Raw genomic sequence first — 20,046 nt, 5'->3', positions numbered from 1 at the left:
ACCCAGGGAAACCCTTATGACACTTGAAACAACAATTGCAGAACTTGCAGCAAAAACTAAAAGTGCCTCGACAGCACTTGTGTCTCTTTCCACCCAGGTTAAAAATGATGTTCTCGAGTCTGTAGCCAGACTTTTAGCCACGGAAAAGGCTGATATACAAAGTGAAAATCAGAAGGATCTCACCGCCGGAAAAGAAAAGGGCCTTTCCGCTGCCATGCTCGACAGACTTACCCTGTCAGATGGTGTTATTGACTCCATGATTACCGGGATAAAAGAACTTATCGCTCTGCCCGATCCAATTGGGAAAATTGAAGATTATAGTAAAAGACCCAACGGTTTGCAGGTGGGGAGAATGCGTGTCCCGCTGGGTGTCATTGCAATGATCTATGAATCAAGGCCAAATGTTACCGTTGATGCAGCAGCACTTGCCATCAAGACAGGGAATGGTGTTATATTAAGAGGTGGTTCGGAGGCTATTCACTCGAATCTCATTCTAGCAGAAATACTGAAAAAAGGATTGGCTCTGCACGGTATCAGTCCTGATGTTGTCCAGGTAATTCCTGTCACGGACAGGAATGCAATCACCTTTCTGTTGCAGCAGGAGGAGTCCATAGACCTCGTTATTCCGCGAGGTGGTGAAGGCCTGATCCGATTTGTCGTCGAACATTCGAGAATTCCAGTTCTTAAACACTATAAAGGTGTCTGTCATATATACGTGGATAAGGATGCTGATCTTACTAAGTCCATCCCAATCATTATTAATTCAAAAACCCATAGACCGGGTGTCTGTAATGCGCTGGAAGGCATCCTGATCCATAAAGATGTTGCACCGTCCTTTTTACCTGCTCTTGCAAAAGCCTTACACGAAAAAAATGTCACCATAAAAGGTTGTCCGGCATCAGTACAGCTTTCAGATATTGTTGTGGCTGCAGAAGAAAATGACTGGGGCACAGAGTTTTTAGACCTTAAGGTGTGCGTAAAAGTTGTCTCCGGCTTTGAAGAGGCAAAGAATTACATCTACCGCTATGGGTCACAGCATACGGAATCTATTCTTACTGAAAACTACACCACCGCCCAGAGATTTATTACAGAGATTGATGCCTCCGCTGTGATGGTTAACGCCTCGACCCGGTTCAACGATGGAGGGCAGCTTGGACTTGGTGCAGAAATAGGGATTAGTACAACAAAGCTCCATGCCTATGGCCCCATGGGACTTGAAGAGTTGACCACCAGAAAGTTTGTTGTATATGGGCAGGGGCAAGTGAGAAGTTGAAATCCTCCAGGATCGGTGTCTTAGGCGGGACATTTGATCCCGTGCATCTCAGCCATCTGCAACTTGCCCAGCACGCTATAAAAGAGGTGGGTTTAAAAGAGATCCTCTTTATTCCTGCGGCACAACCCCCACATAAGTACAGGGTCACCACACCTTTTCTGCACAGGCTTGGGATGGTAGAGGCCATGTGCAGAAATCATGACAACTTTACCTGTAGTGACATAGAAAACAGGCTGCAAAAACCTTCCTATACCGTTGATACACTTTTTGCTCTTAAAAATGAGCTGCCTACTGGTACCAGTCTCTTTTTTATCATCGGAATGGATGCTTTTCTTGAGCTGATGACCTGGAAATCGTACCGCACAGTGCTGACCATGGCTCAAATGGTGGTGTCTCCTCGATTGGGTTACTCCCCTGAATCGTTTAACAATTTTCTTGACCACCTTGGCTATAAAGGTAAACACAGGCATTGGCAGGGGGAGGGTGATACAAAAGATATTACGCTTCTTTCTGCTGCACCAAAAGAAATCTGCTCACGTAAAATCAGAAAAATTCTTGCAGAAGGAGGTGACGCGTCGGAGTTCCTTTCTCCTGAAGTTGCAAATTATATCAATGAAAATAACTTGTACAACTGATAGAAAATTTTGTATCTTATTCGTTTTGTAAAAGCATAACGATCTACAACCATATAACGGAAAGCAAGTAAGATGGAATTTGAAGATACTTCAGAAGGGGCTCGAAAGGTTTCTGTTCTCATCGTCGATGATTCATTAGTATTCCGCCGATTTTTGAGCGATATTTTTGCTGAGTTTAAAAATATCCGTATCGTTGGTGAAGCACAGAACGGTATAGAAGCCCTAGATATGGTCCTGAAGACATCTCCTGACGTGATCCTGCTTGATATGGAAATGCCCCTCATGGACGGCATGACGGCGCTTCAGCATCTTATGATTCATCGTCCTATTCCTACAATCATGTTTTCCAGTTTAACGGAGGAAGGAACCGCCCGCTGTTTTGACACTCTGAAAAATGGTGCCGTAGATTTTGTTTCAAAAGATTTCATTTTCCAGAAAAACCTCCTCACTGAACACAAAAAACAACTTCTTGAAAAGGTGTACAAGGCCGCTGCATTAAAAATGACAGCAAGAGATCCGATCTCTTCAACCCCTCCGCCGAAGGTTTCACCTGTGACCGAGGTTCTCCAGCGGGTTGTCTTCTGTGAGGAGTGCGGATCACGGGAGGTAGTCACTCTTAATCCCGGTCAGGTTGCCCAGACAACCACCTGTTCGCAGTGTGGTGATGTGATTGAGGTTGCAGGTTTCACTCACGAGCAATATCGACGAAATTCTTTTATTTCGGTGCTTGGCGGGGGTAAAGGTTGTTTTGCAAATCTGCTTTCTATCATCCCTCAGATGCAGCCTGATATGGGTGGGGCCGTTCTTGTCATTATTCATGAAGAAGTTGAATCTGTTGACAATTTCACCGAATATTTAAACGCAATTTCCGCCATGAAAGTGGTTCGGGTTCAGGAGGGAATGAGTATTGAAGGTGGGAGTTGCTATGTGTTTTCAGGTGAAGATTACATGTCCATTAAGCCATACAGCGCTCAAATGACCCTGCAGCGGGTGGAAAAGGGCAGCGTAAAGGGTGGCCCGATAGATATAGTTATGGCCTCAGTCGGTACGCTGTTTAAAACAAAGGCGTCTGCTATCATCCTCTCAGGGGACGTGACGGATGGTGATAAAGGCATGGCTATAATGCTCAAGTATGGTGGGGGGTTTGGAGTACTAGACCCGAGCGAGTGTTACTGTAAAAAACTCAGTCAACATATATTAAGCAGTCTTGATATCACCCAGACCCTTACCCTTGCCGCAATCAGTGAAAGAATAAAGAAAAATCACTATGAGGGTAAATACGACGGGGTCGCCGGAGGTCTCTAGCTCCAAAGACTCTTTCCGTTTTCCTTACCTGAAATAAACGCTATGGAAAAAAGCTTACTTTGGGAAGAGAGTGTCCCTCTGATGATTAAGGGGGTTCATAAAGTTCTCCTCAACAAGGCATTTTCGCCTGAGAAAAATTCCGTCCCTGTTTACCCCGAAAGAAAAGACGTCTTTGCCGCAATGAGACAGACCAGCCTTGAGGCGACGAAGGTGGTGATTCTTGGTCAAGACCCATATTTCAACGCCCATCCCGGGAAAGGGCCTGAAGCCCATGGTTTAAGCTTTTCTGTGAGAGAGGGGATACCCATTCCACCGTCTCTGAGGAATATACTCAAAGAAGTGAATCAAAGCATATATGGCGGCAAACAGGTTTCAATCAACAGCGATTTAACTCGCTGGGCTGAGCAGGGCGTACTGCTTTTGAATGCAAGTCTTACAGTCATGGCCAGGAAGCCGAACTCCCATGCAGATCTCGGCTGGCATCACCTTACAGACGATATCATAAAGACGATTTCAGAGCACAGACAACACGTCGTTTTTATGCTCTGGGGTTCATTTGCCCAGAAGAAAAGAGACCTCATTGATACATCAAGACATCTTATTCTCGCAACGAGTCACCCTTCACCACTCTCGGCCCATAGAGGTTTCCTGGGCTCTGGCGTATTTCTGCGCTGTAATGACTATCTGAAAAAAAACGGAATACAACCGATAGAGTGGTAAAATTATGCTAAGGTAAATGGGTTTTTATCGCCTCGGGAGTAGTGTCTGCAAGCTCTCCTGCATAAAAACCAGCACCTTTTTCTCTGTAAAGGATGTCTCCTGCTGCCCCATGAATGTAAACCGCTGCGACAGCGGCATTTTTGGGCGTCATCCCCTGACAGATAAATGCTCCTAACATCCCACTAAGGACATCTCCCATTCCAGCAGTCGCCATTCCAGGATTGCCTGTAGTATTAATGATAGTTGAACCATCACTGGCCGCAATTACGGTTCCGGCTCCCTTAAGGACCAGTACGGTTTCATACATGTCATTGTGAAAAAGGTCACAGCCAAGAAGTGCTGCATCAAGTCTGTTATCCTGAATGATTTCCGCCGACTTTCCGAGAAGACGACTGAGTTCACCCGGGTGGGGTGTGAAAATTCTTGGGCCAGCAGGAGCGAGCAGGCTACTGCTGAGGTTTGCAAGGATGTTAAGGGCATCGGCATCAAAGATAACGGGACATTTCACTTCATTATACACTTTCAAGACAAGGGCTGAAGTCATTGCATCCTGGCCTATTCCCGGGCCTATTACAACGGCTGTTTTGTTTTGTATTTCTTTTTCAATCGTCGGCCAGTCTTCGAAAGAGAGGATCTTCTCACTGTTATAGAGAGGAATGGTCATCATTTCAGGAAGAGCTGTTTCAAAGATAGGGTTAAGATCATGGGGCACAGCCAGAGAGACAAGGCCGGCACCACTTCTGAGAGCGCCTTTGGCACTGAGGATTGCAGCACCGGTTTTACCTGCGGATCCGGCAAGGACCAGCAGGTGACCGTGACTTCCTTTATGAGATGTTCGTTTACGGCGAAGTGGTTTGAGAAGATCCTGAACAAAATCTTTTGTGGCAAGCTCTGTTGATATGCCTGCCCGGTATAGCGCTTCAGGTGGAATGCCGATATCGATTATTTCAAGTTTACCCGTCCAGTAGGCGCTGCCGTGTATAAAATGTCCTGGTTTGGCGCAACCATAGGTGGCTGTGTAGTCAGCACGAACGCAGGCACCGAGAACCTTACCTGTATCCGCTTCCATTCCAGAGGGTGTATCGACTGAAATGACGGGCGGAGAACCTTTACAGCCAAGTTTGTTGATCAGGTTGACGATAACTGCAAAGTGACCAGAAATCTGTCTACCAAGTCCAATGCCAAAGATAGCATCGATGATAGCATAACAGGGGAGGCCACGGGATTCGAATTGTTTAAACAAGATAGAAACCGTCTCCGCCCGAGCTTTCGTGTCAATAACATGGAAAGGGAGTTTCAGATTTTTGATTATTTCAAGATTTGTTTTTGCATCACCCTTAAGCTTATCGGGGCTGACAAGAAAAAAGAAGACAGGCTGACATCCCCGCTGATGAAGATGCCGGCCGATGACCAGGCCATCCCCCCCGTTATTGCCAGGACCAACAAAGATGGGAGCAAAGGTGTCTTTACAGGAACCGAGATCTTTTTCCATCATAAGTACAGTGGAAAGTCCAGCGTTCTCCATCAGGACAATGCTGGGAATCCCAAAGATTTCACTGGCACTTCTGTCCAGATTTTTCATTTCCTGTGCTGTTGGTAATTTCATAATGTCTCCTAAATAATAACAAGGACAATGTAAAAAATGAATTCAGACTACCTCAGATGATCACTCTGTCACCTCATCTCTATGCAGTACAAGAATCTAACCGAGGAGGTAAACATAGAAAAACCAGATCTTGTCGATGTCAGCGATAATTAATCCCAGCCTTTCATCTTTACTGAAATATAAAACATCCGAGGTATCTTTAAGGTGATTTTACGGTAATTCCATCTTGTTTTTGCAAAACCTGCACGGTTCAAAACCTGAATCAAGGGCTATCTGAATGTTTTTAAATTCGATAGAGCAGTTTTTGCTAGTATAGTATTCACAGCCAGGTACGTGGAAAACGCGGCTCTTGGCGTTACCTCTGATAGCTCCGGGCAATAGTGGTGCATCTTCATCATCGTCATGATCCCGTTGCACAATCCCAAACCTGTTTTTTACCATAGCAACCAGACCTGCGAAAAAACGTTTGATAGCTGTAAACAATTTCACCAGGTTCTCTGATAATATTGCTGGAACCAATGTCTGTTCATTCGACACTCTATATATCCAGAATACTGCCAGGCAGAAAAAGAACAGATTTGGACCCCACATGGCAACGGCAACGGGAAGAGTGGCCTTTTCGGCCATGGATTTTCCTATGGTGAAAAAGATATAATAAATAATAAATATTCCTAGCCCTGCCTGAATACCTATAGCTTTTTTACCGGGTCTTGCCTGCAGCCCAAGGGGGAGACCAATGAGGCTGATCAGTAGGCAACCAGCAGGCAGCACCATTCTTTTATGAAATTCAATGAGCAGGGTTCTCTGTTCTTTGACAGGGACTCTTTCATCTTTTGATTCTTGAAGGAGCTCACCCATGGTGAGCACGTTACGTTTCTTTACCTGGGTGGCTTTAGAGTTGGGGGGACTCAGGGGGATATGAATTTTGTATTGATCAAATTCTACAATCTGGGCACTTTCATTGCTTGGTTTATGGAGGCTGCCATTTTGTAGAACGATGGTGACATTCATATCCTGGATATCGCTTTCCATGTGCCCGGATGATGCCATGGTAATCACAGGATTCTCTACCCCCCTCATGTCCGACACCCAGACGTCGCTCCAGTTGCCTGTCTCCTTGTCTATTTGATCGACATAGACGACAACATCACCTAAGGCTTCAGTAAATACATGGGGTTTGATACCCTTGTTTACTTTTTCTTTGAGGAGCTGGTAGGTGAGTTGTTTCATCGCAATTTCGCTCAGCGGGATGAGCTTCATGGAAAAATAAGCGGTGAAAAGGGCGATGATCGCAGTAACAATGACCACCGGAGGGATGATCTTGTACATACTGATTCCACTGGCTTTCAGAGCAAGAATTTCTGAATCGCTGGAAAGCCGGGCAAATCCAATAGTGACCCCCATCATAGCAGACATGGGGATGGAGTAGAGAAAGATGTTTGGAAAAAGATATGAAAAAAGACGGGTAAAATCAGAAAAATCTATTTGCAGTTCTAAGACAAAATTTAAAAATGGGATGAGTTTGACCAGAAAAAATACGCAGTTCATGATCAGAAAACTTGCGAAAAAGGGAGCAAGCATCTCTGTTGCAAGGTAGGTGTAGAGAAGCTGAGGATTTTTGAAGTTCTGTTTCATGGGATTACGGGATTTGACTCCCGGCGGCAAAGCAGCGCTCATGCTTTGAAAAATTTATAGCTTTGGTGTATAGATCGACAGTACCGTAAAGAAAATACCCGAGGGCATCTTTCAGTCTGCCCTTTAAACGACAAAAACAGTAATGAAAAAGAGGTAGTCGATGCATTTGTTTGAAACGGAAGAAGGTGATAAATGGGTTTGCGTAACCTGTGGTGTCGAAAAAAATGATATGATCGAAGAAAAAAAATGGGAGTTTATTTTTGATAAGCATGATCAGACGTTACGCTGTTCCCTGTGTGGTCATCCCGACTATGACTACGAAGATTAACTTCGTAGTCTGCATATTCTGCCAGTCGTTAAAATTTTGACGCCGTGATGGGCTCATCAATGGTTACCTCAATCCAGTGCTGATCCCACCACTCTTTTGGTGTGACAAACACACCATTGACAAGCATTGAAAAGTGTAGATGATCCCCACCGGCCATCCCTGTTGTTCCGGTCTGCCCTAAAACGGTTTTCTGATCGACAATATCGCCGGGTTTTACATTTATCTGACTCAGATGTGAGTAGAGACTGAATACCCCCTGTCCGTGGTCGACAAGTACCATGTTGCCGTAGATCCCCAGATAATCAGCAAAAACGATTTTGCCATTGTTGGCAGCTCTTACGTCGGCTCCCCTGGTCGATGCAATATCCATCCCCAGGTGTACCTGATGGTCCACCTCTTTATTCTGATACTTGTAGGTTCGATGATCGGCAAACCCTGCCCGGGAACTTCCAGGCATTCTCAGAAAGTGATCCTTCCAGAGTCGTTCCGGGGTGGAGGACTGACAGAGTTGATAAATTTTTTCATTGTTCTGGTCACGAACCTCACTGTTTGCATACAGATATTTATCAATAAAGTCACCCTGCATTTCTGGGTAGTACTGTTGGAATTCAGGGATTTTCGTATTGAGAAAACCATCACTTACATTGATAACATCCCTTTTCTGCTGAGCTGCTTTAAAGGTCGTTGAGAAGGGGAAAACCGTAGAGTTCCCCGCCTTGTCCGTGGCAGAGATGTTGAGATTTTTTATTTCTTCTGCATCATAAGGAAGTGCGAAATAGCACACAAAGGTATCCGGACGCGCTGCATCAAGAATAAATCCGGGGTTAAAGAGACCATTTATATCTACACCGTGTGTTGCATCCTGATCCGTGACCTTATAAATGGCAATCCCGGTACCGCCTGGCGAAAGATATTTTTCACCGTGGAGGAGATGAATTTTGGGAGCAATAGTGTCTATAGTGACATCTTTTGTAGCGATGGTTTTATTCCCCTGAAACCAGCCTCGCAGCGAAAAATCAGAAACAGTTAAGGAAAGGGTCATAGGGCCATCGTTAAATCCCATCTTTATGGGATCAAAGGCAATAGTCTGGGAATCGGTCAATGGACCGACAGCGCCGTTATAAGTAGTCCTTGGAAAGCTGGCGGTGTGGATGTTTTTTTCGACCCCACCCTGGCTGGCAGTGATGCTGATATTACGGATCCCGCTACCCTTGTCCGATGCATGGTAAACAATGTTGCCTTTATTGCCAATGTAGTCGCTGGTCTGATTAAAATCAGCTACCGGCACGTTGCCCTCGAAAAAAAGGATAAATCCGCCGACACCACCGGCTGTAAGAATCAGCAGAAGAGTGATAAGTAAAATGCGTTTGCCTTGGGGTTGTCTTCTTTTTCTAAGTGTCATGGTAATATATTTTTTTTGTGGTTCTAAGGAAATTGACAGGGCAGGAATGATCCGTTAGCTCTGCCATATTACTTCATATTTCTCGATATGAAGATCCTTTGAAGGTGCGATGATGATACGTTTACTGATGTCTTTTTCCACCTGTTGCTTTGTGCTTTCTTCTTCATTTTGCAGCAGCTCGGCAATCCGTGGATGGACACGCAGAGTGATGTTTGAGCCTTTGTGTTTTTTTGCATTTCTGCTGATTACCCTGAATATATCGTAGCAGATAGTGCGCCTGGACTTAATCATCCCTTCACCGGAACAATAATGACAGGGTTCACACATGAGCTGGTGGAGATTTTCGCTGTTGCGTTTGCGGGTCATCTGAACAAGACCGAACTCAGATAATTTGAGTATGTTATTACGGCTTTTATCTTTTTTGACAGCCTCTTTAAATGTCTCAAAGAGTTGTTCCCGATGCTGGTCATCTTCCATGTCGATAAAATCAATAATAATAATTCCACCAATATTACGGAGTCGAAGCTGGTATGCAATTTCAACAGCGGCCTCCATATTTGTCTTGAAAATGGTGGCGTTAAGGTCGTTTTTACCAACATAGCGGCCGGTATTTACATCAATGACGGATAAAGCCTCTGTACTTTCTATAATGATGTAACCACCCGAACGTAACCATACCTTTTTTTCGATTGCCCGCGATATTTCCACCTCGATATTATAGGACTCAAAAATTGGTGTATTCTCACTATACAGGGAAATACGGTCTTTGAGTTGCGGAGCAAAGGTCTTTACGTGATCGAGAATTTTCAGATATGACGGCTCATGATCAATGATAAGATTATCAACGTCCATGGTGAAAAAATCTCTAATGGACCGCAGTACTATATCTATATCCTCGTGAACAAGACAAGGTGAGGGGAGTCTGCCTGCCTTATCTATGATATCATCCCAGAGGAGCATAAGAAATTCCATATCGGCTTCAAGCTCTTCTGTTGTTGCATGTTCGGCCACGGTTCGAACAATAAAGCCGCTGTCTTGAGGCCTGAGCTGTTCAATGAGAGCCTTTAAGGAAAGGCGGAGTTCCTCATCCTCAATTTTTCGGGATATGCCAATATGGTCTGTCTGGGGTATAAAAACCAGATTTCTGCACGGCAATGTTATATGACAGGTAAGCCGCGCACCCTTTGTTCCTATAGGATCCTTGCTGACCTGAACAAGCAGTTCCTGTCCTTCAGATATAAGGTCTTCTATGTGCAGGCCTTGAGACCGGACATGGGTGTTTGCACAATCGGTGATGCAGGGATTAAAATCAGGACTGTTCGAGCTTACGCAGACATCATCGACATATAAAAACCCCGTTCTCTCAAGACCAATATCTACAAATGCAGCCTGCATACCAGGGAGTACGCGGACCACGCGCCCCTTGTAAACATTACCCATCAGCCCCTTTTCGGTCGGCCTCTGCATGTGGAATTCGCTAAGATTCCCATCTTCTACAAGGGCAAGGCGCACCTCGTAGTTGGTTGCGTTAATCAATATATCAGTGGTCATTCTTAAACCGTTATAAACAAAAAAGTAAACTTCCGCAGTGGAAGGAGTATATTTTTTTTAATTTTGTAGTATACAGTAAACAATAAAAAAAATGCCATATTAATAATAAGTTTTGAATTCAATAGTGGTTTGAGCAATGGTTGATTGCCCCATCTCAGTAATAATTCCAACCTATAACAGAGACAAATTCCTAAAACGAGCTATCGATTCCGTCTGTCGGCAGACCTGGTCGTGCAGTGAAATTATTGTTGTAGATGATGGTTCCACTGATAATACAGAGAAGTTACTCTTTCATTTAGCTCAAGAGAGCAAGATTCCCCTGGTGGTTATCCGTTCAAAAAATCAAGGAGTTGCAGCAGCTCGTAATCTTGGAATTAAAAAAGCCAAATACGACTATTTAGCATTTCTTGATTCAGATGACCATTGGGGCCGTAAAAAAATTGAAATTCAATTTCAGAAATTTAAGGAGCAAAATAAATTTCAGATCAGCCACACAAAAGAACGATGGTTTCGCAGGGGTGTCCATCTCAATCAAAAAAGAAAACATATCCCGAGACATGGCGATATCTTTTGTCATTGCTTAGAACTCTGTGCAGTCGGTGCTTCAACAGTCATGCTGCGTAAAGAATTGCTGGAGCAGGTTGGCGTATTTGATGAAAAGATGAATTGTTGTGAGGATTACGATTTATGGTTACGTGTAAGTGCAAGCCATGAATTTTTGTTAATAGACGCTCCCTTGACGATAAAAGAAGGTGGCCGTAAAGACCAGCTTTCCCATATTCACCGGATTGGCATGGATGAAAGACGGATTTACAGTATTAAAAAACTTCTCGACACAGGTGAGCTAAGCCCTGGTCGCTATAAAAAAGCCATGGCTGAATTTGAGCGGAAGATTAATGTTTTTGCCAAGGGTTGCCTCAAGCATAACAGGCAAGAACTTGGATATAAGTATCTCAAGCTTCTTCAGGAATATAAGCAACAGAGCTGTAACTTCAGGGATGAAAAAAGCCCTTTTACTATAAAAAACGATACCAATGACTGCATCAAACTGGCGAGACCCTTCGATTCACATTGAAAAATTATATGTCGAAGAAAACTGTCTTGAATATGAGTATACACAGGAAATTCTAGCGGCCACCACGCTTCCCTGGACTGTTGTGCCAGAAAGGGGAAAGCCAAACAGTCTCGATGAGGAATTTGTTTACAATTTAAGCAGAGGAAAAAGGCAACTTTTTCTTTGTGAAAACCGGGGTCAGTTTTATAAACCCTGCCCGGGTACAAGGGAATACCAGTGCTGTGATTATCAGGTACTGCACACCGGGTCAAACTGTCCCATTGATTGCGTATATTGTATCCTCCAGGCATACCTGAACGCCCCCTGGGTAACCTCGTATGTGAATATCGAAAAATTATTCACCGAATTAAACGCTGGACTCAAAGAAAATCCGGACAGTTTCTTTCGTATTGGAACCGGTGAATTCACCGACTCTCTGGCCCTTGACCGCATCACAAAATTGTCTGAAAAACTTGTGCCTTTTTTTGCTGGGCAAAAAAACGCTATCCTTGAGCTGAAAACCAAAAGTGCCGTCATTGAAAATCTGGCAAACCTCAAGCACAATGGCCGGACCGTTGTTGCCTGGTCTCTGAACAGTAACGAGATCATGCAAAAGCAGGAGTTGCGTGCGGCCAATCTTGAGGAAAGGCTAGAAGCGGCAAGGCAATGTGCAGAGTGGGGGTACAGCCTGGCGTTTCATTTTGATCCGATCATTGACTATCCAGGTTGGCAAAAAGGTTATCTTGATACGGTCAATGCACTGTATGAAAAGGTGCCTGCTGAGAGCATCGCCTGGATCTCCCTTGGCGCCCTCAGGTATCTCCCACGATTAAAGGATATAGGCATCCAACGCTTTCCAGGTTCAAAAATCTATCATAATGAATTTATTATGGGACTTGATGGTAAATCACGTTATTTTCGTCCACATCGGGTAGAACTTTATAAATATATTTATAATGCACTGAGCGAAAAAGTCGCCCCGAGAACCTGTATATATTTTTGCATGGAAAGCGATGAAATCTGGAGAGAAGTCATGGGATTTATCCCTGCAGAAAAAGGTGGCCTTGGTAAAATGCTGGATGCTACGGTGAGTGATGTACGATAATTGATAATGGCAGGATGCTAATAAATGCTTTGCGACTTTTATGTGGTATGTGTATTTTATACCGACTAAAAATTTACAAGAAGGGAACCCTCTCTTCAATACAAGGAAAAAGATATGATAAATAAAGTTATTCTTATAGGTAACTTAGGTTCAGATCCTGAGATTAAATACACGACAAGTGGAACCGCAGTCGCCACGTTCAACATAGCCACTACAGAGAGGTGGAAGGGACAGGATGGGCAGATGCAAGAATCTACTGAATGGCATCGTATTGTTGCCTGGCAAAGACTGGCTGAGATTTGTGGGGAATATCTGAACAAAGGGTCGAAAGTTTATATAGAAGGTAAGTTGCAGACACGAAAGTGGCAGGATCAAAACGGTAATGACCGCTATACCACTGAGATTGTTGCACGTGAAATGAAAATGCTCTCTCCTAAAGGTGGGGAACACGGAAACCTCGGGGGAGGATTTGGTGAGCCTCCAGTGCCAAAAGAGCCTTTTGGCGGAATGGGTGGCGACACAGGCGACGACGTACCATTCTGACATGCACATAAATAGTAATTGTTAAATTTGAAAGGTAATATTTTGTTTTCACAAGATATTACCTTTTTTTATGTGAAAAAATGAAAGGCTTCTTTTGAAGGGTCAGGTGTCAAGCTGATATTGCTTCACTGGAAGCAATATCAGCTTGACCAGCCGCAATTTAGAAGACGGACCAACGTAAAAAGTGTAGTTTACCTCTACATGCCACCAATCCCTAGTCATTTGAAATGCAAAAAACAGACTGATAACTGTAGACTGACCAGATTTTTCTATGAACGAACAACAGCCAACACCACAATATTTAGCCGCCATTGACCTGGGATCCAATAGTTTTCACCTTGTTGTCGCCCGAATAGAGAACGGTCATGTGCATATTCTGGATAGCTTAAAAGAAATGGTTCGCCTTGGAGGCGGTCTTGATAACGAGGGCATGTTATCTGAGGAAGCACGTATACGGGCCCTTTCCTGCCTTGATCGATTTGCTGAACGTGTACAAAAATTACCTCAGGGCAGTGTTGCCGCAGTTGGCACCAATACCCTGCGTCAGGCGAAAAATTCCCGCCAGTTTTTACAAAGCGCCAGTGAAGTTCTCGGTCACCCAATCTCAATCATTGGAGGCAAAGAGGAAGCTCGCCTGATCTATCTTGGGGTTTCCCATTCTCTGGTGGCTGAGGATGGAAAACGGTTTGTGATGGATATCGGTGGCGGCAGTACAGAACTCATTATCGGTGAAGGCTTCGAACCTCTGCATCTCAGCAGTCTATCAATGGGTTGCGTCAGTATGAGCCGCAATTATTTTCAAAACGGCGATCTCAGCAAGGAAAATTGGGGCAAGGCCCGTATAGCTGCACACATGGAATTACGTCCTGTACGACGTGATTTTCGCGAAATTGGCTGGATCTCGGCAACTGGAGCATCCGGAACAATTAAAGCCGTGGGGAGCATTGTCAGGGCGCTCGGCTTTAAGACCTACCATATAACCCTTGACAGTTTATACGAAATACGAAACAGAATGATCGCGGCTGGACATATCAAAAACCTTCAACTTCCGGGTTTAGATAGTGACCGGCAACCTGTTTTTGCAGGTGGACTCGCCATCCTCATTGCCACCTTCGAGGCACTTAAAATAGAAACCATGCAGGTTTCCGAAGGTGCCTTGCGCGAAGGCCTGCTCTATGAGCGCCTGGGGCGAATTCAGAGTGAAGATACCCGCTTAAAGACGGTTTCCAGTGTGCAGCAGCGATTCCAAGTCAGCCAGAAACATGCCCGGCGGGTGAGTCTGACATCGCACCGTCTTTTCACCGCCTGTGAAAGCGCCTGGGATCTGCGGCTGGTGGACGCAGAAAGACTGCATTGGGCGAGCAGCCTTCATGAGATTGGCCTGGCGGTCTCCCTGAGTGGCTATCAGAAACATGGCGCGTATCTTCTGGCCAACGCAGATCTCCCCGGGTTCTCTTTAGAGGAGCAACACTGGATGAGTGTTCTGGTGCGCTGTCATCGCAAAAAAATTTCCACTAAATTCTTCACTGGTCTGCCGGAAAAAGAGCAAAAAACCGCCCTGAGACTTGCTATACTTCTTCGTCTTGCAACGCTGCTGCATCGCTCCCGTAAGGACGAGACTGCAGTTATTGAACAAGTCGTTGCCACGGACAATGCGTTGAGTCTTCAGTTTGCCCCATACGAGTTGATCAATCACCCCCTGCAGCGGATCAGCCTTGAGCAGGAGGCTGAATTTTTAACAAATGTGGGTTTTACACTAACTTTTGCTTCATGATCTGTCTGAAAAGCAGTTCCAGAGGCTCTGCCGTTTCCCCTAAAACGACGTTTTCTGCGGCTCTCCATTACAATTGAGAAATCTCTACCAAAACAATGCAAGATTATAATGAAACGTTTATCGCCAATGACAAGTATGCCCAAAGCCTTGGTATTACAATTGTTCAATCATCTGAGGAATTTGCCCGGTGTGAAATGATAATAGCAGGCAGCCATACAAACGGATTAGGTTCCATACATGGGGCGGTCATCTTTGCTCTGGCGGACATTGCCTTTGCTGCTGCCTGTAACACAGTGAAAACCTCAATTGGTATGCAGGCTGATATAAAATACCTCAATAAACCAACAGGCTCCAAACTTATAGCCGAAGCAAGAGTTGTGTCCCAATCAAGGAGAGTTGGACATTATCAGGTATCGGTAAAGGATGACAACGGTGTTTATGTTGCCCAAATGAGTTCCATCGCCTACCGTTTAGACCCCAAATAAGCATGTATAATGAGAAGAGCTGCTGGAGGAGTGTCGATCAATCCCGCAAGCAGACAGGATATCTACCAATACAGAAAAGTTCAGAAAAGGTCATAAATTGATTCAGGTCAAATGGGTGCTTTCTGAAATTGGTTATGGTGATTTTTTTTTAACCAAAGTCCTCATCTCATAAGGTCCCATATGAATAGAAATAATTTTTTTTCCATCACAAACCTGCCTAAAATACGCAGAATCATACTCGCAGCTTTTACTCTGTGTACACTTTTTATCGGTTGGCGGTTTTATCATTTTTATAAATGGACCCTGGATCAGGGTGCCTATGTTCCAAGGCCACCGGGTGTTGAAGGTTTTTTGCCTATATCCGCTCTGTTAGGTTTTAAACGGCTGCTGCTCACGGGTGAATTTGATCCCATTCACCCAGCCGGCCTGGTTATTTTCATGGCTGCGCTGGCTATTGCCTTTTTTGCGCGGAAAGGATTCTGTGGCTGGATTTGCCCTGTTGGTTTTGGCTCTCTTATAATCCAAAATATCGGAGTGCGGTTGAAGCGTCCCATCACACTGCCTCGCTGGATTGACTATCCATTGACAAGCCTGAAATACATTATTCTCGCCTTTTTTGTGTATATGATAGGCTGGCAGATGGATGTTCAGGCTATTACTGCATTTTTGCATACACCCTATAATCTTGTGGCTGACGCCAAAATGCTGCTGTTTTTCCTGCATCCTTCGGGGCTAACCATTGCAGTTGTATCCTGTATTATCCTTATTTCCTTTGTTATTCCTCACTTCTGGTGCCGCTATCTTTGTCCGTACGGGGCTTTGCTTGGAGTTTTTGCTTTTTTCAGTCCGTTGCAGGTTCATCGGCAGGCAGAGACATGTATCGATTGTCAAAAATGCAATAAAATATGCCCGGGGGGGATTCAAGTAAGTCAGCAGAAAACTGTTCGATCTCCTGAATGTATCGGCTGCCTTGAGTGTCTTGCAGTCTGCCCGAAAGAAGATTGCCTGTCTGTCAAGGGTCCGGTCAAACACAGGTATAATTTCTGGCTCATACCTGTATTAACAGTTACATTGTGGTGTGGATTTTGGCTGACAGGATTGTTCACAGATCATTGGCAAAGTAAAGTATCTGTGAGTTCTTTTAAGCAAACATATCAACAGGTGCTCGCCCAGCCTGAAGACAGGAAATAATTTAGAATGGACCTATTCTCAGCTCACTGCTTCACAGGTTGGCATCTCGTTTTTGTAAAACAAGGAGTCAGCCTATATCAAGATTCTCTTTTCAGCTTTCTGACATACAGATGAAGAGCATTGAGCAAAAGCTTATCCGTTTTGGTCTCTCAACAGATTTAATTCGATCAGTTGATCCAAAACTATTTGAGCAGCATGAGCTTGCAAGAGTAGTTGTGGTCCATAAAGACAGTTACACTATCAGTAACGGAGAGGTTGAAGTCCTTGCCGAAGTAGTTGGCAAATTAATGTACAATGCATCGTCTGCCACGGATTATCCCACCGTCGGTGACTGGGTGCTTGTCAGTTTTTACGATGATACCACCTTTGCAATCATCCACGAAGTTCTTCCTCGAACGTCACTGCTCAAAAGGAAGACCGCGGGCAAGAAAATCGATTTTCAGCTTATTGCAGCCAATATTGATGTAGCTTTCATTATGCAGTCTCTCAATGAAAACTTTAACATAAGGCGTCTTGAGAGATACCTTGTCATGTCCCATGAAAGTAATATCAAACCGGTTGTCCTGCTGAGTAAAAGTGACCTTGTTTCCACCCAAGAACTGGCAGAAATAATCGCAGAGATTCAGCAGGTGATGCCTGACTTACCCGTGGTCGCCTTTAGTACTGAGGTCGCTGGTGGTGTGGATCAAGTCGCAAGACTCCTTGAGCCCGCTCTTACCTACTGCCTGCTGGGTTCCTCTGGAGTGGGCAAGACAACGCTCATTAACACACTCATCGGCGCGGCGGTTTATGAAACACAGACCACCAGTAAAAAAGAGAGCAAGGGGCGGCATACAACAACCCACCGGCAACTTATTAAACTTGCCAGTGGTGCGATGATTATAGACACACCAGGGATGCGTGAGCTTGGTAATTTTTCAATTGAAACAGGCTTAGATGACACCTTTTCCGAAATAGTATCTTTGGCGGAACAATGCTATTTCAACGATTGCAGTCATAGCGGTGAAAAAGGTTGTGCAATTGCTGAGGCCATAGAAAGCGGCGAGATATCTGTGGAGCGTTTAGCGGGGTACTCTAAAATGGTGAAAGAAGCGCAATTCCATGAAATGTCCTATCTAGAGAAGAAAAAGAGAGAGAAGCAGTTTGGAAAAATGTGTAAAACTGTTATGAAAAATAAGCACAACATGAGATAAGCCTCTGTATCGACCGAGGCGGACAAGATACTCCGCACACCGCCGTTAATTGTCTCAGGGAAACCGCTTATTGCGCCAGGTCTACGAGACGACCGTATTGAACGATCTTTTCTTCAGGTGTTGAGTATTATGATGAGAGAAATACAAAATAGCGGATGATCCCATCTGAAGCAGCGTTGTTGAGCCCACCCGTCCCGCTTTTTTACCTTTTCAGGTAATTCCGACCCATCGTCCACCACGAAGATAGCTGTAGATGGTGTTTTTTATGAAAATTTATTACTGTGTCTTGAAAAAATACAGAGCGACTCTGTAATAATATACGTCGATTCATGCACTCACAGCCAGGACAAACAGACTGAACTTGTCCCGCTGCCGCATATATTACCAGAAGCCCAGGATTCATCTATGACTTTTACCATAACCCTTGCGGGTATTCTTATACTATGCAGTATCTGTCAGTGGGTTGCCTGGCGACTAAAACTGCCTGCCATTATCTTTCTGCTGCTTACAGGTATTGTTGTAGGCCCTGTTACCCGTCTGGTCAATCCCGATGAGCTGCTTGGCCCTCTTTTCCTTCCACTTATTTCTTTTTCTGTGGCCATCATTTTATTCGAGGGTGCACTGACACTTAAATTTCGTAAGCTACTTGGATTGGAGACCGTTGTCAGAAATATGGTGACCATTGGTATGGTTGCGACATGGTTGATTACCTCTCTGGGAGCGCACCTGCTCTTTGATTTATCGTGGGAGCTGTCATTTTTATTTGGTGCCCTCACTGTTGTGACCGGTCCCACCGTGATCGTCCCGATGTTAAAAACAGTTCGGCCAACGGTTGCCATTTCAACGATTCTTCGTTGGGAGGGGATTGTGATTGATCCCATAGGTGCCTCCCTTGCGGTACTTGTGTATGAGTTTATCATCGCCGAAGGCGGGCAGGGCGTGTGGATGCATACCTTGATGACTTTTGCCACAATTCTGCTGGCAGGTGGTATTACAGGCCTGGCAACGGGTTATCTTTTTGGCATTTTGTTGCGGCATCGGTGGATACCTGAATATCTGCAGAATTTGACCACACTCTCGCTGGTTCTGGCGGCTTTTGCTTTTTCCGACACCGTGCAGGCTGAGTCCGGGCTGGTAGCTGTTACTGTGATGGGTATGATGCTTGCCAATATGAAACAGGTTCATATCGATGAGATTCTCCATTTCAAGGAGAGCCTGAGCCTTCTTCTGATCTCTATACTTTTTATCCTGCTGGCAGCTCGCCTTGATCTGGAATCTATCAGAGCCTTGGGCTGGTCTGTCGCTGGAATCTTGATCGTGATTCAATTTGTCGCGAGGCCGATAAACATCATGATCTCTACCTGGGGCTCGGGACTTTCCTGGCCTGAGCGACATCTGCTTGCCTGGATTGCACCCAGGGGTATCATTGCAGCCGCCATTTCAGCTCTATTTGCTCTTAAACTTGAAAATGCTGGTTTTACCAATGCCGACGTCATAGTCCCTCTAGTGTTTTCGGTCATCATTGGTACCGTGATTCTCCAGAGTCTTACGGCAAGGCCTATCGCTGTCCTGCTCAAGGTGGCGGAACCTGAACCGCTGGGCTACCTGATCATAGGAGCTAACAATCTGGCAATAGCTGTGGCAGAGGCCCTGGTGGAGAATGGTTTCAGGGTGCTGTTGGCGGACACCTCAAGGGATAAGGTTGCCGTGGCCAAAATGAAAGGGCTGCCAACCTATCTTGGTAATCCAATTTCAGAGCATGCTGATCGGCATTTGGACCTGGTAGGGATTGGCTATATGCTCGGGTTGTCCCATTATGACAGTGTAAACAGTGCCGCAGCAATGCGTTATCGGCTGGAGTTTGGTAAAGACAATATTTTCATGATTCGAACTGAGGCAACCAAAGAGTTGCCTGACAGAATGGTGTCACAGAGTCAATGGACAGGAGATTTACTGTTTACAGAAAAAACGACTTACGCCGAGCTGGCTGCGCAATTGAGAATGGGAGGGGAGATGAGAGTAACTCGTATAACCGAAGAATTTTCTTTTGAAACCTTTGTGAGATCAAATGGCGATCAAATCGTCCCGCTGTTTGCCATGGATCCGGACAATCGTCTGCACTGGTTTACTGAAGAGCGCCAGCCTCTGCCTGTGACCGGCTGGCAGATCACCTACCTGCTGAAGGCAGGCTCAAATATATAATGTGTTCTTGAAAAGAACCGGGCACCTGTTGCAATTTTACCAGT

At 44.9% G+C, this 20,046-nt stretch carries 17 protein-coding genes; 13 read left to right on the top strand and 4 right to left on the bottom strand.

Features of this window, described 5'->3' with window-relative positions; translation table 11 throughout:
- Positions 1 to 16 precede the first annotated feature (16 nt).
- The 4 genes from FCL48_RS04000 (at position 17) to ung (ending at position 3,933) form a co-directional block, all read left to right on the top strand.
- Complete coding sequence (locus tag FCL48_RS04000; RefSeq protein ID WP_136870961.1) at positions 17 to 1,273, top strand: glutamate-5-semialdehyde dehydrogenase; 1,257 nt, start codon at positions 17 to 19, stop codon at positions 1,271 to 1,273.
- Positions 1,270 to 1,908: a nicotinate (nicotinamide) nucleotide adenylyltransferase gene (gene nadD / locus FCL48_RS03995; protein WP_169309066.1), complete on the top strand. Its 639-nt coding sequence runs from the start codon at positions 1,270 to 1,272 to the stop codon at positions 1,906 to 1,908. The genes FCL48_RS04000 and nadD overlap by 4 nt, the downstream gene beginning before the upstream one ends.
- Positions 1,909 to 1,980: 72 nt before the next feature.
- Complete coding sequence (locus FCL48_RS03990) at positions 1,981 to 3,213, top strand: chemotaxis protein CheB (RefSeq protein ID WP_136870959.1); 1,233 nt, start codon at positions 1,981 to 1,983, stop codon at positions 3,211 to 3,213.
- 42 nt (positions 3,214 to 3,255) lie between these two features.
- Positions 3,256 to 3,933, top strand: a complete 678-nt coding sequence (gene ung, locus FCL48_RS03985) for a uracil-DNA glycosylase (protein WP_136870958.1) — start codon at positions 3,256 to 3,258, stop codon at positions 3,931 to 3,933.
- Between the two features lie 7 nt (positions 3,934 to 3,940).
- Here the strand turns inward: ung and FCL48_RS03980 are convergent, their stop codons facing one another.
- Together FCL48_RS03980 and lptF are read right to left on the bottom strand one after the other, a co-directional pair.
- Complete coding sequence (locus FCL48_RS03980) at positions 3,941 to 5,539, bottom strand: NAD(P)H-hydrate dehydratase (protein ID WP_136870957.1); 1,599 nt, start codon at positions 5,537 to 5,539, stop codon at positions 3,941 to 3,943.
- A 210-nt stretch (positions 5,540 to 5,749) separates the two neighbouring features.
- Positions 5,750 to 7,174 (bottom strand): LPS export ABC transporter permease LptF, encoded by a 1,425-nt coding sequence (gene lptF / locus FCL48_RS03975; protein WP_169309065.1) that lies wholly within the window; start codon positions 7,172 to 7,174, stop codon positions 5,750 to 5,752.
- Between the two features lie 160 nt (positions 7,175 to 7,334).
- Here lptF and FCL48_RS24910 point away from each other — a divergent pair, with 160 nt between their 5' ends.
- The gene (locus tag FCL48_RS24910) at positions 7,335 to 7,502 is read left to right on the top strand and encodes a hypothetical protein (RefSeq protein WP_169309064.1); all 168 of its coding nucleotides are present in this window, start codon (positions 7,335 to 7,337) and stop codon (positions 7,500 to 7,502) included.
- A 28-nt stretch (positions 7,503 to 7,530) separates the two neighbouring features.
- Here FCL48_RS24910 and FCL48_RS03970 read toward each other — a convergent pair whose 3' ends face one another.
- Positions 7,531 to 8,904, bottom strand: coding sequence for a M23 family metallopeptidase (locus FCL48_RS03970; RefSeq protein ID WP_136870955.1), 1,374 nt, complete (start codon positions 8,902 to 8,904; stop codon positions 7,531 to 7,533).
- Between the two features lie 54 nt (positions 8,905 to 8,958).
- Positions 8,959 to 10,455 (bottom strand): Rne/Rng family ribonuclease, encoded by a 1,497-nt coding sequence (locus FCL48_RS03965; protein WP_136870954.1) that lies wholly within the window; start codon positions 10,453 to 10,455, stop codon positions 8,959 to 8,961.
- 136 nt (positions 10,456 to 10,591) lie between these two features.
- Between FCL48_RS03965 and FCL48_RS03960 the strand changes: the two genes are divergently transcribed.
- The 8 genes from FCL48_RS03960 (at position 10,592) to FCL48_RS03925 (ending at position 20,002) form a co-directional block, all read left to right on the top strand.
- Positions 10,592 to 11,530, top strand: coding sequence for a glycosyltransferase family A protein (locus FCL48_RS03960; RefSeq protein WP_136870953.1), 939 nt, complete (start codon positions 10,592 to 10,594; stop codon positions 11,528 to 11,530).
- Positions 11,490 to 12,614 carry a spore photoproduct lyase family protein gene (locus FCL48_RS03955; protein ID WP_136870952.1) on the top strand — a complete coding sequence of 375 codons (1,125 nt, stop codon included), beginning with the start codon at positions 11,490 to 11,492 and terminating at the stop codon, positions 12,612 to 12,614. The genes FCL48_RS03960 and FCL48_RS03955 overlap by 41 nt, the downstream gene beginning before the upstream one ends.
- A 114-nt stretch (positions 12,615 to 12,728) precedes the next feature.
- A complete protein-coding gene (locus tag FCL48_RS03950) occupies positions 12,729 to 13,157 on the top strand; it encodes a single-stranded DNA-binding protein (RefSeq protein ID WP_136870951.1) in 429 nt (142 codons plus the stop codon).
- A 271-nt stretch (positions 13,158 to 13,428) separates the two neighbouring features.
- Positions 13,429 to 14,931 carry an exopolyphosphatase gene (gene ppx, locus FCL48_RS03945; RefSeq protein WP_136870950.1) on the top strand — a complete coding sequence of 501 codons (1,503 nt, stop codon included), beginning with the start codon at positions 13,429 to 13,431 and terminating at the stop codon, positions 14,929 to 14,931.
- A gap of 95 nt (positions 14,932 to 15,026) precedes the next feature.
- Positions 15,027 to 15,416 carry a PaaI family thioesterase gene (locus tag FCL48_RS03940; RefSeq protein ID WP_136870949.1) on the top strand — a complete coding sequence of 130 codons (390 nt, stop codon included), beginning with the start codon at positions 15,027 to 15,029 and terminating at the stop codon, positions 15,414 to 15,416.
- Positions 15,417 to 15,596: 180 nt separating this feature from the next.
- Complete coding sequence (locus FCL48_RS03935; protein ID WP_136870948.1) at positions 15,597 to 16,607, top strand: 4Fe-4S binding protein; 1,011 nt, start codon at positions 15,597 to 15,599, stop codon at positions 16,605 to 16,607.
- A gap of 110 nt (positions 16,608 to 16,717) precedes the next feature.
- The gene (rsgA, locus tag FCL48_RS03930; protein WP_136870947.1) at positions 16,718 to 17,800 is read left to right on the top strand and encodes a ribosome small subunit-dependent GTPase A; all 1,083 of its coding nucleotides are present in this window, start codon (positions 16,718 to 16,720) and stop codon (positions 17,798 to 17,800) included.
- A gap of 405 nt (positions 17,801 to 18,205) precedes the next feature.
- Complete coding sequence (locus FCL48_RS03925) at positions 18,206 to 20,002, top strand: sodium:proton antiporter (RefSeq protein WP_136870946.1); 1,797 nt, start codon at positions 18,206 to 18,208, stop codon at positions 20,000 to 20,002.
- The last annotated feature ends 44 nt before the right edge of the window (positions 20,003 to 20,046 follow it).

It is taken from the genome of Desulforhopalus sp. IMCC35007 (assembly GCF_005116575.1).
Classification (GTDB): domain Bacteria; phylum Desulfobacterota; class Desulfobulbia; order Desulfobulbales; family Desulfocapsaceae; genus Desulforhopalus_A.
The sequence above is the reverse complement of the archived record's forward strand: the minus strand, read 5'-3'. Positions and strand labels throughout refer to the sequence as shown.